We start from the raw sequence: 15,118 nt of genomic DNA, 5'->3' as shown, positions 1-15,118 counted from the left end.
TTGGCCATCTTTACGGACCCGATAAAGGATTATGCAGATTTTGGGCCGGGGGACGCAGAGTGGCTCCACCTGTTGGTGGGGGATTGGCAGCTAATCGCCGATCTGGCGTTCGCCGATCTGGCATTGTGGTTTCCAACTCCCGACGGCGGCTACGTAGCCTTGGCGCACGTCCGGCCATCAACAACGCACACCGTCTTCCACAGCGACTTCGTAGGTGAGCGTATCCGGGCGGATCTGAAACCTCTCGTTGACGCTGCCCGTGAATCGCAGGTTATTGAGCGCTCTGGCGAGACCAACTGGACCACCGAGATGGCCATGCGCGTCGAAGCCGTACCGATGGTACGTAATGGCAGGACGTTGGCCATCGTCACTTCCCATATGGATCTGTCGAGCTCCCGGATGCCATCCAGGCTCGAACTGACCTATCGGCAGTGCGCTTACGATCTGCTGCACATGTGTACACTCGGCCTGTGGCCCGATTTCGCTTCACCCACGGGGTCCCGCCGAGGTGCTCCCCGTGTCGGGGATGGACTCATTCGTATGGATGCCGAGGGAACCGTTGAGTACGCCAGCCCGAACGGCGTCTCTGCCTTCCGAAGGCTAGGCGATGTGGAATCCTTGGAAGGCCGGTCGCTGGCTGAAATCACGACAGGGCTGCTCAAAGACCGCCGGATGGTCGACGAAACGCTTCCGCTGGTCGTCACGGGACGGATGCCGTGGCGGACTGAAATTGAATCACGCGGCGTAACCCTGACCCTTCGGGCCATTCCTTTGCGAAATGAGCGGGAGCGTTTCGGCGCGCTGGTGCTTTGCCGGGATGTCTCAGAGCTGAGGCGAAGGGAAATGGAGCTGGTCTCCAAAGATGCGACGATCCGGGAAATCCACCACCGTGTCAAGAACAATCTGCAGACCGTGGCCGCACTGCTCAGGATGCAGTCACGGCGGATGGTCAGTGAGGAAGGCAAACAGGGGCTGGAGCAAGCCATGCGTCGTGTTTCCACTATCGCCTTGGTGCATGAGACATTGTCGCAGGGGTTGGCGCAGAATGTGGATTTCGATGAGTTGATCGGGCGGCAGTTCAGGCTTTCGGCGGAAGTAGCCTCACCTACACAGACTGTCAGCACCGAACGCAGCGGCGATTTTGGCGAACTGCCGAGTGAATTTGCAACGCCGCTCGCGCTGGTCATCAATGAGCTGGTGACAAACGCCGTCGAGCATGGCTTGGACGGACGGACGGGCACGGTCTGGCTGACGGCTCACCGGGAGCCAGGTGAGGAGGAGACGGAACTCCTCAAAGTCACCATTGCCGATGATGGCGTTGGGCTGCCCGAAGAGGCCAAGAGCGACGGCCTCGGTCTGCAGATTGTACGGACACTGGTTACCAGTGAACTGGGCGGAACCATTGAGTGGAGCCCGAGGGAGGGCGGCGGAACGTGCGTCAATATTGAACTGATCCTTGACCCGACGATCCCTCGTTGAGTCCAGGCATGGGGGAGGCCGCCACCTTTTCGGTGACGGCCTCTTACCTAGGCACTGCGGTTCAGGAAGCGCGGCGGGCCCGTGCGGCACGGCGCTTGAGAGCACGGCGCTCGTCTTCGCTCATGCCGCCCCAGACCCCGGCATCCTGACCGGACTCAAGCGCCCACTGGAGGCAAGTGTCGATCACGGGGCAGCGCCGGCAAACGCTCTTTGCTTCCTCGATCTGGAGCAGTGCCGGACCGGTGTTTCCCACGGGGAAAAACAGCTCCGGGTCCTTGTCGAGGCACGCCGCGCGGCTACGCCAATCCATGCTGATCACATACTCCTTTTAAACGGGGTCCGATGGAATTCTCTTGTGAAAACGTTCACGAACGGACTCATAGTAAAGGGGGCTCTGATGGCCCCCGTTCGCTTCAGATCAAGAGTTTCACGTTAAATCCGTGTAAACAAGGGGTTCTGCTGACTTAATCGTTCAGAAACGTGAGTCATTCATCACAGGCTTGATACGATGCCGCTTTTGCTCTGATTTATGGCCACCGGCTGGGTACCGACTATCTAAGGTAGGGTGCCTATGTGTCAATACCTACGGCCCCTTCAGTACCTGCCCGGCGTCCGATTGCGATCATCGTGATCGCTGCAATTGTCGTCCTTGAGGCAGTGGCGCTTTTGGCGGTCGCTGGGTGGTTCGTCTACGGCTTGCTGACGCAAACGCCGACCTCTTTCGGCGGAGCCGTGTTCCAATTGGTGCTGTTGGTGCTGCTTGCCGGGTGGCTTCTGGCCGTAGGTCATTTTCTTTTTCGTGGTTACCGATGGACGAGAGCGGCAGCCCTGGTGTGGCAGCTGTTCATCATTGTCATCGGGGTGCCGACTCTCTCCGGAGGACTTGTAGGCCCAGGGCTGGCGTTGCTGTTGCCGGCCGCCGTGGTGATGCTGCTGATATTTACCCGTCCCGTGACGGAATTCCTGACCAAAGGCGCGGCACCGACCGCCCTATAGCTCGGACCTGCCTCAGCCCGCGAAGGCTATTTGCAGCGCCACGTTCCGGCCATGCCGCATTGACCAAGCCCGCCCTGGCGGGGACTGCGCCTGGTCAAGCCGCATCCCGAAAAAATCACCGTCGCTCGGAGATTGCGGCGAAAGTACCATACCTGTTCCGGCGGCCCGCGCCGCGGAGGCTAGCGGAATCTGCTGCAACAATGCTGGGCCGGGAACGGCGGTCATAACCGCGGCAGCGCCGGCCGCGACCAGCTCAGCGAGACGCCGCTGTGCCGTCGGACCAAACCCGTGGGCGTTATCGACGAGCATCAAGGCCCCGGGTTGCCTGATATCCAGCTCCTCCCAGAACCGCTCTGGTTCAATTCCGGCAGGCGGCCGATGGCACCGGAACTTTCCGGCGGACTGGCGATTTAGAACCTGGAGTAAGTTGGATTTGCCACTCCCGGCCCGACCCAGGACCAGCAATGCCTCTCCGGGGATTATCTTCACAAGCGATGCTTCCAACTCATCGCCTTCGACGCCGATGACGAGATGCTTGTCATCGGGCAGGATGGCTTCCGGCAGGTTAGAGAGGCCGATGCACGCAGGCAGCGGCTCCACTTTGAATGGGCGGCTTCGTGGCTGCATTGGAGGAAGGCGGATCCCAGCGGCCAGCAACTGGGCAACGGCAGTGGATTTAGGGCCGATCTGTCCTTGGATCATGGCGCGGCCGGCAACGAATTCCATCGGCGGAAGCTTTGGCCACCCCATGAGGTTCTCCGGGCTACTGCCGGCCGGAAGGAAGAGCTTGTTGCCCAGCAGCCCGAAATACCTGCCGGTCACGAGTTCCCGTTCTCCGGATATCACCAGGATGACGGACGTCCTGCCGCCGTCCCTGGCAATGTCCTGTACACACTCCTCCGCCCAGGCCAGGCGGCTGTTCCGAAAAGCAGAGGCCCAGCGGCCCCACCCGGTGACAAGGACAACCAGAGGTATTGGGGCGGGGTCAGCCCCGATGCCCCCGGCGGCGGATAAGCGACCCAAGCGGTCAGCGACCACATCCGCGAGCTTGCGCAAAAGGCGTGCGGCGCGTTCGACATCCTGCGGGCCGACGTACGCCCCCGTCCGTCCGGCGCCTGCCGATGCAACCAGAGAGCCATCCCCGTCAAGTACGTAGCAATGGCGTTCCGGATCTCCGGCGAGTAGTGACATGGACAGAGCACCGACCAGTTCCCGGGCTCCGCTGCCGTCCACCCCGACAATAGCTAGGTGTCCGTCCTTCTCGGGGTGCCATCGGAGGACGCGCTGGCACTGTTCCTCTGGGAGATCCAGCAGTCCCAGGGCGACGTCGCCGGTGCCAGCATTCCCGGTTAAGAGATCTTCCGTAACGATTACTTCCGGCAACGGTGGCGTCAGTTGGCGGAAGGGTGCGGGCAACTGCGCCGCAGCAGCGGCATCGCGCAGTTCCTCGACGAGAGCCTTGGCAAGGTCAAGGGAAGGAGACCACGTCTGCCGGCAAGTTAGGTCACCTTCAACATCTTCAACAGGCAAACCGGTGCCCCGCTCAAGCCAGTCCTCCAGTCGCATCGCCAAAAAGTTTGTCCCGATGCTGCGAACCGTCGCTGATGCAGACTGGAATTCGTACGGTACTCCTGAACCGGTCCTTAGAAAGGCTCGTCCCGGTGAACCGACATCGATGGCGGCTGCGGCGGATGAGTCGATCACATCGGAAGACTCCAGCGCTGTCTGCATGCGCAAGGCGATCGCCGTCGTGACGTTGGCGCGGATGTCGGAGGTGATGGCGCCCTGCGGCCGCTGTGTTGCCATCACCAAATGGACGCCGAGCGATCTTCCCAACGCCGCTATTCGCATGAGTTCCGGAACTGCCCGCGGCACCTCGTCGGCTAGCATCCGGAACTCATCAATGACAACGACGAGCCGCGGCAGTACGCTGGGCCGGCATTCGCTGATGTCGGTTGCCCCTAAGCCTGTCAATTCCGTTTCACGCCGTTGGACTTCGGCCCGCAGCCAAACGAGGGCGCGGTTGACGTTCTCCGCCGAAAGATCGGTCAGGAGGCCGATGCTGTGCGGTAAGTCCGCGAGCAGCCCGAGCCCCGCCCCACCTTTGAAATCCACCAGGAGGAAGTGCACCTTCTGCGGCGGGTGCTTGTGTGCCAGACCGAGGACCAGCGACCGAAGCAGTTCGGATTTACCTGATCCGGTAGTGCCGGCGACGAGCAGATGAGGACCGTCAACGGTCAGGTCAAGTTCCAGCGGGCCGTACTCGCCGACGCCCAGTACGGTGCCCAGCCCGTGCACCGCAGCGTTGGCCGCCCATCGTGGCCCCGCCAAAGTCTGCGGTAGAAGGGATTCCAAGGCACACGTTTGCGGAAGCCCAACCAGCGCCGCGTCGGTGCCGGGCGGTACGGCGGCCGCGGACAAGCGGGCGAACCGCTCCAGCGTCTGGTCCGAAACGAGGTCCGGCAAGAAACCACGACGACGCGCGGTCTCGTGCAGCAAGCCCTGTTGGAAAGACAAATCGATCCGTAAGCCGGCATCGGCTCCGCCTGCGAACCAGAGGACTGCCGGCCGGTTTTCAAGTCCCTCCAGGACGGCCGCGGCTTCATCCGGCCTGCCGGTGATAAGCACGACGGCTTCATCCGGAGCGGATCCCAATAGTTCGGCAAGCACATCCGGACGGCTGCAGAGCGCTGTGCTCGGGAGGAACCGTGCCGCTGCCGGAAGTGACTGTGGATCGCCGAAGCAGATCACCCGAAACCGGGCACGAAGAGCCCGGGCGCCCAGCTGCAGCAAGCAGGAATTTAGCATCCGGTGCAGCGCACGAATGCTGCCTTTGAAGACGATGTTGCGTTCCGCCAGCAGGTCCAAGGCCAGCGGCATCCCAGGCAGGGTCGGCAGCTCCCGGCCGTCCGCCCCGGCCGGGAATTCTATCTTCGGCGCATTTGCTGCTGTCCCGAGTCGGAGCCACAGGTGCTCCGGCCTCGCCGGCATGATGGGAGACGGCTCGTTCAGGAGCAGGCCGTACAACAATCTCGCCGGGTCCGGTGCGCTCAGAAAACGCCGCGCGGCATCATGTGCAACGGCCCGGTCCACGGCCGCTTTGAACCGTTTGCGCTGTGATTTTCCTGCCGCATAGGGAATGGCAGCCGTCAGCAGGGACAGGCCGCTGAACGCGAGGAAGAACCACATCCCGGTCAGGACGGACAGGACCACGCCTGCTACCAGCGGGAGCGCTGCCAGCAGCAGTGTCATTTTTCCTCGGCCCTCGGGCACACGAGCATTAACGGGCACCGGTGCTGCGAGGTCCTCGTCAGGGGTGAGCGGTTGGGGCTGCTCGCTGCCGACCCACAAAGAGAGCCTGCTGTTACCAGCAGCGACAAGCATCCCGGACGTCAGTGCGGTAGACTTCCCCGCTTTTCCATCTACCTCGATGCCGTTGGCCGACCCGAGATCCGAGATACGGATCTCACGCTCAGTGATACTGAGCGACGCATGCTTTCGCGACAGTGCCGGGTCATCGATGCCGACGGCGCAGCCGTCCCGACCTATTGAATGGTTTCCTCGGGGAAGTTCAAAGATCCGGCCGGAGTCCGGCCCGCCCGTTACCGCCAAAGTGAGTCCAGAGGCGGCACCTGAGGCGCCTGCACCGTGGGTGTCCGAAGCGGACGACTGCTGCCGGGGCCGGAACGCAGCCGCGCCGCTGCAGACCACAACGGCACCGTTCACCAGCGGGAAGCTGTGGGGCATCAGGGATTCCAACGGCTCGCCGCCAACGCTCAGCACCAGCTGCCTACTCCCCAGCTGATGGTGCAGCCACTTCGCTACGACGTTCCCTGACGAGGTCCCGTTGGTTTCAACGACGATTTCGCGATGGTCGGCAATCCAGCGGGCAGCGGATTCAGGCAGACCTGCTGCGGCGGCAAGGGTGAGGTGCAGGGGCATCGGCTTTCCTTGACAGCTGGCGGGACGTTCACCAGCACCATAGTCCGCGGGGCACGGCTTGTGCTGGCGTGTCGCACCCGCCTGTGGATAACCAACGTTCAATCCGAAGCGCCGGGCCAAGTAGCGATACGCTTGGACGTGGGCCGCCGTAGGGCGGGAGATTCAAGAGATAAGAAAAGGTTCCCCTCTGGTGAAGATAGCTGTCATAGCTTTGGGAAAGATCGGTCTGCCGCTGGCTGTCCAGTTCGCCTCCAAGGGGCACGAGGTTCTCGGCGTTGACGTCAATGCCGACTTGGTGGCGAAGATCAATGCCGGACAGGAGCCGTTTCCGGGCGAGGCGCACCTGCAGGAAAAGCTTGCCGAGCTGGTTCCTTCAGGCGGGCTGCGGGCCACCACCAGCTATGCCGAAGCGGTACCGGAGGCGGACGCCGTCGTCCTGGTGGTTCCCTTGTTCGTTGACGAGCAGGCGCGCCCTGACTTCGCCTGGATGGACGCGGCGACGGCGGAGCTGGCGCGGCATTTGCGGCCCGGGACGCTGGTCTCCTACGAAACGACGCTGCCGGTCGGCACCACCCGCACCCGGTGGAAGCCGATGCTGGAGGAAGGATCCGGGCTGAGCGAGGGTACGGATTTCCATCTGGTGTTCTCTCCGGAACGGGTGCTGACCGGTCGGGTGTTTGAGGATCTGCGCAAGTACCCGAAGCTGATCGGTGCCCTGTCCGAAGCCGGCGCCGCCAAGGCTGCCGAGTTCTACGAAGCCGTGCTGGACTTCGACGAGCGTCCGGATCTGGTCCGGCCCAACGGCGTCTGGGATTTGGGCTCCGCCGAGGCGTCCGAGCTGGCGAAGCTGGCCGAGACGACGTACCGCGATGTCAACATCGGGCTGGCCAACCAGTTTGCGCGTTACGCTGCCACGGCCGGGATCGACATCTACCAGGTGATTGAGGCCTCGAATTCGCAGCCCTACAGCCATATCCACCAGCCCGGCATTGCCGTGGGCGGGCACTGCATTCCGGTGTATCCGCGGTTGTATCTGTGGAATGATCCGGAGGCCACCGTGGTCCGGGCAGCCCGCGAGGCGAATGCGGGCATGCCCGATTACACCATCGGGCTCCTGGAAGGTACCTTCGGCGACCTGGCCGGCGCGCGCGTCGTTGTACTTGGTGCTGCCTACCGCGGCGGGGTGAAGGAGACGGCGTTCTCGGGCGTGTTCGGTGCGGTGGAGGCGATTACGGCCCGCGGCGGCAAGGCGCTGGTCCATGACCCGCTCTACAGCGACGAGGAACTGGTGCAGCTGGGCTTTGCGCCGTACCAATTGGGCGAGCCGGCCGACGCCGCCGTAGTGCAGGCCGACCATGGCGAATACCGGAATCTCGGACCGGCGGACCTGCCCGGCGTCAGGGTTTTCGTCGACGGCCGGCGTGTTAGCTCCGCCGAGCAGTGGCCCGGCGTGACCTATCGTGTGATCGGCAGGGCCTGAGCGGTTGCGCACGGTCAAGATAACGACGGCGGCCGGCACCGCCAGGGAAGGAATCACCTGTGAGCTTCATCGCTGAGACGGCGGACGTCTCGAACCGCGCACGGCTGGGCGACGGAACCAAGGTCTGGCATCTGGCCCAGGTCCGCGAGGAAGCGGTGCTGGGGACCCACTGCATCGTGGGCCGAGGCGCCTATATCGGCACCGGCGTAGAAATCGGTGACAACACCAAGATCCAGAACTACGCCTTGGTCTACGAACCGGCGCGGTTGGGCCGCGGGGTCTTCATCGGCCCGGCAGTGGTGCTCACCAATGACGCCTACCCCCGCTCGGTGGGCCCGGATGGTTCCCTGAAGAGTGCCGATGACTGGACTCCGGTGGGTGTGACCATCAAAGACGGCGCCTCGATCGGTGCCCGTGCGGTGTGTGTTGCCCCGGTAACCATCGGCCAATGGGCAACCGTCGCGGCCGGCGCCGTGGTGACTAAGGACGTCCCGGCGTTCGCGTTGGTGGCGGGCGTTCCGGCCAAGCGGATCGGCTGGGTGGGCCGGGCAGGCCACCCGCTGCGACAGAACGACGGCGGCGATCCGCTTTCGTGGGTCTGTCCCGAGACCGGGGCCACCTACATCGAAGACGGCGGAACGCTGCGGGAAACCGGATCCGCCGGCGCGCACGAGGCCCTGGCAAACGAGGAGAGCTAATTGAGCAAGGACTTTATTCCGGCTGCCAAGCCGATCGTCGGCGAGGAGGAACGCGCGGCGGTCGATGCCGTGCTGGTCTCCGGCATGCTGGCGCAGGGCGCTGAAGTTGCCTCTTTCGAAGTGGAGTTTTCTTCGGTCCTGCTGGATGGCCGCGCCGCAGTCGCCGTGAACTCCGGTACCTCGGGGCTGCATCTGGGGCTGCTGGCGGCCGGCATCGGTCCGGGCGACGAGGTGATCGTGCCGTCCTTCACGTTCGCCGCCACGGCAAACTCGGTGGCGCTGACCGGGGCGACTCCGGTTTTCGCCGATATCGAACCTGACCATTACTGCCTGTCCGCGGCGGCTGCGGAAGCAGTCCTGACCGAGCGGACCAAGGCCATCATGCCCGTCCACCTGTACGGGCATCCGGCCAACATGGATGACCTCGGCGCCCTGGCCAGCTCCCGCGGCCTTGCGTTGTTCGAGGACGCGGCCCAGGCCCACGGGGCCGCCCTGCACGGCAAGAAGGTCGGCACCTTCGGCACGTTTGCCATGTTCAGCCTGTACCCGACGAAGAACATGACTTCAGGCGAAGGCGGGATGGTCTCGACCGCTGACGACGACGTCGCGCGGCGGCTGCGGCTGCTGCGGAACCAAGGCATGGAACGCCAGTACGAGAACGAACTCGTCGGCTTCAACGCCCGTATGACCAATCTGCATGCCGCTATCGGACGGGTGCAGCTGAGGAAGATAGTCGGCTGGACAGAACGCCGCCAAGCCAACGCCGCGTTCCTGACCGGCAACCTCGACGGAGTGGGCACACCGGCGGTGGCCGACGGCGCCGAGCACGTCTACCACCAGTACACTGTCCGGGTGCCAGCGGGGGAGCGGGACCGTTTTGCGGCCGCGCTGAAGGAGGAATACAACATCGGTTCCGGCGTGTATTACCCCATCCCGAACCACCGGCTGCCGTCCTTCAATCGGGACGCGGACCTGCCGCACACCGAACAGGCCTCACGCGAAGTGCTCTCGCTGCCGGTCCACCCGTCACTTGACGCCGAGGACCTGGACCGCATCGTCACCGCGGTCAACGCCTTAGCCAAGGCAGGTGCGTAAGCGATGGCCAAACTGCGGGCCGGACTGATCGGGCTGGGCATGATGGGTCGCCATCATGCCCGCGTGCTGGGCGAAACCGACGGGGTCGAACTGGTCGCCGTGGCGGATGCCTACGGAGACCCGCATGGAGTGGCCGCGGACGTACCGCTCCGGAACACCGTGGATGAGCTCATAGCGCACGGGCTGGACATGGTGGTGTGTGCGGTACCCACAGGGCTGCACGAAGAAGTCGGCCTGGCTTTGGCCGAGGCGGGCATCCACACCCTGATCGAGAAGCCGATCGCCTCCACCGTCGACGGCGGTCTGCGCTTGGCCGAGGCCTTCGAAGCCAAAGGCCTGGTCGGCGCCGTCGGACATATCGAGCGCTACAATCCCGCACTGCAATCGCTGCGTGCGCGGCTGGAAAACGGCGACCTGGGCACGGTCTACCAGATCGCCACCCGCCGGCAGGGGCCGTTTCCGGCGCGGATCGCCGACGTCGGAGTGATCAAGGATCTGGGCACGCACGATATCGATCTGACGGCCTGGCTGGCACAGAGCGACTATCAGTCGGTCAGCGCCCGCGCGACCACCCGGTCCGGCCGCGAGCACGAGGACATGGTCGCGGCCACCGGACAGCTGGCCAACGGCATCATTACCAGCCATCTGGTCAACTGGCTTTCGCCCATGAAGGAACGCATCACGGTTGTCACCGGTGAGCGCGGATCCTTCCTCGCCGATACGCTCACCGCTGACCTGACGTTCTACGAAAACGGCACGATCAGCACGCAGTGGGACTCCGTGGCCAACTTCCGCGGCGTCTCCGAAGGCAATGTCACCCGCCTGGCCATCCCCAAACGGGAGCCCCTGAAGGTGGAACACGAAGCCTTCCGCGACGCGGTGCTGGCCGCCCGCGGAGAATCCGCGCCGGCCCCGGAAACGCCGGCTGCGCAGATCGTGACCATGCGCGAGGGGCTGAACACCCTGCGCGTTGCCGAAGCCATGGTGGACTCCAGCCGCGAGGCCAGAACCATCCTGCTGCAGGGCTGACCGGACGTGCGTATTCTGGTCGCGACGCGTATCTACGCACCGGAAGCGGGGGCCGCTGCCTACCGGCTTGCTGCTACCGTCCGGGCACTGGTCGAAGGCGGGCATGATGTCACCGTGCTGACCACCCGGACCCCGCAGAATTCCGGCAGTTCCGCCCGCAGTGTTGCTTCGGCCGGAAGTGCGGCGGGTAGGCCTGCAGCACGGGAGGCGCGGCTGAAACGCTGGCCGGTGTTGCGCGATAAAACCGGTGCCGTCCGAGGCTACGTGCAGTACGCCAGTTTTGATATCCCGCTGTTTTTCCGCCTGCTGGCAGCACGAAACTTTGACGCCGTGCTGGCGGAGCCGCCTCCCACCACGGGCGTGGTGGTCCGCGTGGGCTCGTGGATGCGGCGCCGGCCGTACATTTATTTTGCCGCCGACGTCAGTTCGAACGCGGCCGCGGGGATCGGTGTCAACCCGGTGGTCGTCAAGGTGCTGCGCGCCGTGGAGAAATGGGTGCTTTCCGGGGCAGCGGGAGTGCTCAGTGTTTCGTCCGGCGTCAGCGATGCCGTTCGGGAACTGACGGACGGCCGTGCCGCCGTGACCGAAGTCGGCACGGGAATCGACACGGATACGTTTGCCCTGCAGGCCACGGACGGGCAGGAACTGACGGCCGGTCCGGCAACGTTCGTTTACGCGGGCACGATGTCCGAGATCCAGGGCGCCGGCGTTTTCGTGGACGGCTTCCTGAAGATTCTGGACAGCCATCCCGAAGCCCGGTTGTTGATGTACGGGCAGGGCGTGGAGCTTGAAGAGCTCAAACGCAGGGCAGCTCCGGCAGGGAACCGTATCCGCTTCATGGGTGTGGCCGGCGGCGAGGAGATAGCTGCAGCGATGAGCCAGGCAGCAGCCGGGCTGGCCTCCGTCCGGCCCGCACGGGGCTATGACTTCGCGTTCGCCACCAAGGCCTTCGCCAGTCTGGCCTGCGGCGCACCGGTCATCTACTCCGGCGTCGGCCCGCTGCGCGCGATCGTCGCGGAAAATTTGCTGGGACACAGCGTCGACTGGGACGCAGGAGCCGTGGCAGCAGCCATGAGCGAAGTGTTGGAGCAGCCCGCGGACCAGGACGAACGCCGCCGCTTGTCGAGCTGGGTCGAGCAAAATTACTCATTGCGCAGCGTCGGGAACCGCGCGGCTGATGCTGTTGCCTCCGCAGCCGGACGGGACCGGAACTGAACGGGCTTGCCCGGTAAGAGGAATCCTCAGCCCAGTAAGCGGTTCAGCAGACCCCGGGTGACCGCCTCGTCCTCGGCAGAACTGAGGGCTTGCGCGGCACGGTGAACATTCGCTTTGTAGCGTTCCACTTCCTCGGCGGTGAGCCCAGCCAGCGTGCGGGACAGTGATTCCGTGCTGAAGTCCTCGGTCACGGCACCCAGATCGTACTGGTGCATCAGCCGGGCGGTTTCGGGGGAGGGGCTGAACACCAGGGCCAGGCGTGCCTGGACGAAGTCGAAGAACTTGTTCGGAAGCATGAGCCTGTGGTTGGTGGTGCGCGGCGGGAGGCTGAAAACGCCGACGTCGTACTTATTCAGCGTGGCCGGCAGCTCGTCAGGCGCGACAGCGTCGTGGAAGGTGATGCGGCGGTCTCCCGCCGCCAGTTCCTTGAGTTGCTGCCAGTACCGGCCGCCGTCGCGTGCCTTGACCAGATACAGATCCAAGCTGAAGCGATCGTCCAGGGCTCGGAAGGCTTCGATGGTGCCCTCGAGGTTCCGGCCCGGAATTGCTGCGCCGCTGTGGACCAAGCGGATCTTGCCGGGGACCGGCACCGATGGCTCCAAGTCCCGGTACGGGCCGGCATTGCGGACCACCTCGGTTTCGATGCCGAACTGTTCCGCATACAAGGCCGCGATCGAAGCGTTAACGGCCGTCACCGCCGTCGTACGTGGTAGGTATTTGGCGCAGATTGCCCACATGTAGGGCTTGACGAGCAACCGCCACGACATTACATGGGCGCGCTCTTCCGGGGCCCATTCGTGCATGTCGCCCCATACCGGGGTGCCGCCGGCGATGGCGTGGGCCAGCGGCAGGGCACGGGCCTCGTTGGCTACGATCAGGTCGAAGGTCCGGCCGCGGACCAGGGCGAGCGCCTGTTTGACCGCGGGGGCCGCCAGTTCTACTGCGGCATATCGGCGGAGTCCCAGGCGCAGAACGCCGGACAGGGTCTGTGGCAGGGAGGGCAGGGCCGAATCGATTTCCAAGTGGGTGGTGGAGCCGGGCGAACGGCTGCCGTAGGAGAGGGTGGTCACCTCGCCGGCCTCCGCGAGCAAGGCCAGCTGGCGCAAGACCCGTGAATCAGCCTCGATGTCGGAGAAGGAGATACAAAGTATCTGTTTGGGCACCGTCATTCCTTACCTCAGTGCTGGGAAGCGGCACGCGTGGGGCCGGTGCCTGTCCGGACCGTATCCGGACCGTGACCAGCCTACCTGCCGCCGGGTCTGCAGCCGTTCCGTGTTGCCGGGCTACTATGGCTGTGACAGACGCGGCCGCGGCCGCCGCACCAGCCAACAGCCGGGTCAGGAAGCCACGTGAAGATCGCGATTACCAAGAGCACCTTGCGTGTACCGCCGACGTACTTCGCCACGGCACACGCGGAGCAGCTCAAGGCCAGCCACGATTTCCACCTCTTTACCTTGGTCGCCGAGATCACCGACAGGTCCGTTACCGTCCCCGTAACCGACTTTGTGCCCGGCCAGCTGCTGGGCTTCCGCCGTCGTGAATTGGTCATGCCCGCGTTCATCCCCGCCATGACCCTGGCCATTCGGCGCTTCAAACCGGACCTGATCCACCAGCACTTCGGTACCTGGTCCCAGCCGGCGGTGCAGGCCTCCCGCCAGGGCACTCCGCTGGTGACCACGCTGCACGGTTCCGATGTGGTCTCGCTCGGGAACCCGGCCGATACACTCATGGCCAAGTGGCACCACCGCAATGTGCTGGCCGCCGCTTCCCAGAGCAAGCGGATCCTGGCCGTCAGCAGCTATTTGGCAGGCCGTGCCACGGCGCTCGGACTGGACGCGGACAAAATCGAGGTGCACTACCAGGGCGTCGACACAGACTACTTTGTGCCGGGCAGCCACGACAGCGAGGGCATTCCGGTGGTGCTCTTCGTGGGGACCTTGAACACCCAGAAGGGCATCAGGGATCTGATCGATGCCTCGCTGGCCGCCTGGCGGAAGGCCCATCACCGGTTGGTCGTGATCGGGGACGGACCCTTGCGGGATGCCGTCGAGGAACAAGCCGCCAGCCACCCGCACATTGACTTCCTCGGCCGGCTGGACCGGGAAGCCATCCGCGGCTGGATGCAGCAGGCGCACATTCTGGTGGCCCCCAGCCAGGAGGCTGGCGGGGCGCGGGAGGCTGCCGGCCTGGTGCTGCTGGAGGCACAAGCCTGCGGAACGCCGGTGCTCGCGTACCGCAGCGGCGGGATTCCGGAAATGCTCGACGACGGCACCACCGGCCTGCTCGCCAGCGAAGCGGACTTCTCCCAGCTCCAGGGCCGGCTGCTGCAGCTGCTTCAGCTCGGCAGCGGCGAGTATCTGGGCATGCGGCGCGCGGCCCGGAATTTCGTCGTCGAACATCGCAGCCTCGCCGGTAGTAGCAAAGAGCTGGACGCCCATTATCGGCAGGTGCGCGAGCTCGGTTGAGCGGCTGCTGAGGCTGCACGCCGTCCTATGCCTGTTGTGGAATACTAGGCAGGTGAGTCGTTGCTGGGTAGTCGTGCCGATGTATAACGAGGCTACCGTCGTCGGTTCGGTAGTTTCCGGACTGCTCGAAGAGTTTCCGTACGTAGTCTGTGTGGATGACGGGAGCTCGGACGGTTCAGCGGCCATCGCACGCTCCGCCGGCGCCGTCGTTGTTGAACATCCGGTCAATCTGGGGCAGGGAGCGGCCCTGCAGACGGGGATCGAATTCGCCCTCCAGGACCCGCAGCTGGACGCTATTGTCACCTTCGACGCCGACGGCCAGCACCGGGTTGAAGATGCCGCCGCGATGCTCGCACGGATCCGTTCCGGCGAAGCCGAAGTCGTGCTCGGGTCGCGCTTCCTCGAAGGAACGGCCGACGTCTCCGGGCTTAAGCGGCTGGTGCTGCGCACAGCCGCAATGCAGTCCCGTTTCTCCACCGGGCTGCGGCTCACTGACGCGCACAACGGGCTCCGGGCGATCTCGGCTCCGATCGCGGCGAAGATCCAGCTGACGCAGAACCGGATGGCGCACGCCTCCGAACTGATCCAGCAGCTGGCCGACCTGAAACCGGTACTGGTGGAGCACCCGGTAAAGATTGTCTATACGGAATATTCCAAGGCCAAAGGGCAGTCGCTGCTGAACGGCGTCAACATCCTCGCGGATCTCTTCTTCAGGTGAA

General features: G+C 64.4%; 12 protein-coding genes. 9 read left to right on the top strand and 3 right to left on the bottom strand.

Annotation, left to right across the window (positions count from 1 at the left end):
* The gene (locus J5251_RS17690) at window positions 1-1,479 is read left to right on the top strand and encodes a sensor histidine kinase (protein ID WP_139004816.1); all 1,479 of its coding nucleotides are present in this window, start codon (window positions 1-3) and stop codon (window positions 1,477-1,479) included.
* Between the two features lie 61 nt (window positions 1,480-1,540).
* Here J5251_RS17690 and J5251_RS17685 read toward each other — a convergent pair whose 3' ends face one another.
* Window positions 1,541-1,789, bottom strand: coding sequence for a WhiB family transcriptional regulator (locus tag J5251_RS17685; protein WP_026818945.1), 249 nt, complete (start codon window positions 1,787-1,789; stop codon window positions 1,541-1,543).
* Window positions 1,790-2,106: 317 nt separating this feature from the next.
* Here J5251_RS17685 and J5251_RS17680 point away from each other — a divergent pair, with 317 nt between their 5' ends.
* Window positions 2,107-2,475 (top strand): hypothetical protein, encoded by a 369-nt coding sequence (locus tag J5251_RS17680; RefSeq protein WP_346764114.1) that lies wholly within the window; start codon window positions 2,107-2,109, stop codon window positions 2,473-2,475.
* A gap of 12 nt (window positions 2,476-2,487) precedes the next feature.
* Here the strand turns inward: J5251_RS17680 and J5251_RS17675 are convergent, their stop codons facing one another.
* Window positions 2,488-6,417, bottom strand: coding sequence for an FtsK/SpoIIIE domain-containing protein (locus tag J5251_RS17675; protein WP_208574743.1), 3,930 nt, complete (start codon window positions 6,415-6,417; stop codon window positions 2,488-2,490).
* Window positions 6,418-6,607: 190 nt separating this feature from the next.
* Between J5251_RS17675 and J5251_RS17670 the strand changes: the two genes are divergently transcribed.
* Genes J5251_RS17670 through J5251_RS17650 form a run of 5 tightly spaced genes read left to right on the top strand, consistent with a single transcriptional unit; the run spans window position 6,608 to window position 11,934 of the window.
* The gene (locus tag J5251_RS17670; RefSeq protein ID WP_208574742.1) at window positions 6,608-7,897 is read left to right on the top strand and encodes a nucleotide sugar dehydrogenase; all 1,290 of its coding nucleotides are present in this window, start codon (window positions 6,608-6,610) and stop codon (window positions 7,895-7,897) included.
* A gap of 59 nt (window positions 7,898-7,956) precedes the next feature.
* Window positions 7,957-8,595, top strand: a complete 639-nt coding sequence (locus tag J5251_RS17665) for an acyltransferase (protein WP_208574741.1) — start codon at window positions 7,957-7,959, stop codon at window positions 8,593-8,595.
* Window positions 8,596-9,690 (top strand): DegT/DnrJ/EryC1/StrS family aminotransferase, encoded by a 1,095-nt coding sequence (locus tag J5251_RS17660; protein ID WP_139004820.1) that lies wholly within the window; start codon window positions 8,596-8,598, stop codon window positions 9,688-9,690.
* A 3-nt stretch (window positions 9,691-9,693) separates the two neighbouring features.
* Window positions 9,694-10,719 carry a Gfo/Idh/MocA family protein gene (locus J5251_RS17655; protein ID WP_139004821.1) on the top strand — a complete coding sequence of 342 codons (1,026 nt, stop codon included), beginning with the start codon at window positions 9,694-9,696 and terminating at the stop codon, window positions 10,717-10,719.
* Window positions 10,720-10,725: 6 nt separating this feature from the next.
* Window positions 10,726-11,934, top strand: a complete 1,209-nt coding sequence (locus tag J5251_RS17650) for a glycosyltransferase (protein ID WP_139004822.1) — start codon at window positions 10,726-10,728, stop codon at window positions 11,932-11,934.
* A 26-nt stretch (window positions 11,935-11,960) separates the two neighbouring features.
* Here the strand turns inward: J5251_RS17650 and J5251_RS17645 are convergent, their stop codons facing one another.
* A complete protein-coding gene (locus J5251_RS17645; protein WP_139004823.1) occupies window positions 11,961-13,103 on the bottom strand; it encodes a glycosyltransferase family 4 protein in 1,143 nt (380 codons plus the stop codon).
* Between the two features lie 180 nt (window positions 13,104-13,283).
* Here J5251_RS17645 and J5251_RS17640 point away from each other — a divergent pair, with 180 nt between their 5' ends.
* The gene (locus J5251_RS17640) at window positions 13,284-14,399 is read left to right on the top strand and encodes a glycosyltransferase (protein WP_139004824.1); all 1,116 of its coding nucleotides are present in this window, start codon (window positions 13,284-13,286) and stop codon (window positions 14,397-14,399) included.
* A 52-nt stretch (window positions 14,400-14,451) separates the two neighbouring features.
* The gene (locus tag J5251_RS17635) at window positions 14,452-15,117 is read left to right on the top strand and encodes a glycosyltransferase family 2 protein (RefSeq protein WP_240793017.1); all 666 of its coding nucleotides are present in this window, start codon (window positions 14,452-14,454) and stop codon (window positions 15,115-15,117) included.
* Window position 15,118: the final 1 nt, after the last annotated feature.

Origin of the sequence: Arthrobacter crystallopoietes (assembly GCF_017603825.1) — a bacterium.
GTDB classification, from domain to species: domain Bacteria; phylum Actinomycetota; class Actinomycetes; order Actinomycetales; family Micrococcaceae; genus Crystallibacter; species Crystallibacter crystallopoietes_B.
Note: the sequence above shows the minus strand (reverse complement) of the source record. Positions and strands in the feature narration are given on the sequence as shown.

What these genes read in the sequence shown, in the direction of transcription:
- J5251_RS17685 (WP_026818945.1), bottom strand. Translation starts at nt 1,789, where the DNA reads ATGGATTGGCGTAGCCGCGCGGCGTGCCTCGACAAGGACCCGGAGCTG.
- J5251_RS17645 (WP_139004823.1), bottom strand. Translation starts at nt 13,103, where the DNA reads ATGACGGTGCCCAAACAGATACTTTGTATCTCCTTCTCCGACATCGAG.
- J5251_RS17675 (WP_208574743.1), bottom strand. Translation starts at nt 6,417, where the DNA reads ATGCCCCTGCACCTCACCCTTGCCGCCGCAGCAGGTCTGCCTGAATCC.
- J5251_RS17655 (WP_139004821.1), top strand. Translation starts at nt 9,694, where the DNA reads ATGGCCAAACTGCGGGCCGGACTGATCGGGCTGGGCATGATGGGTCGC.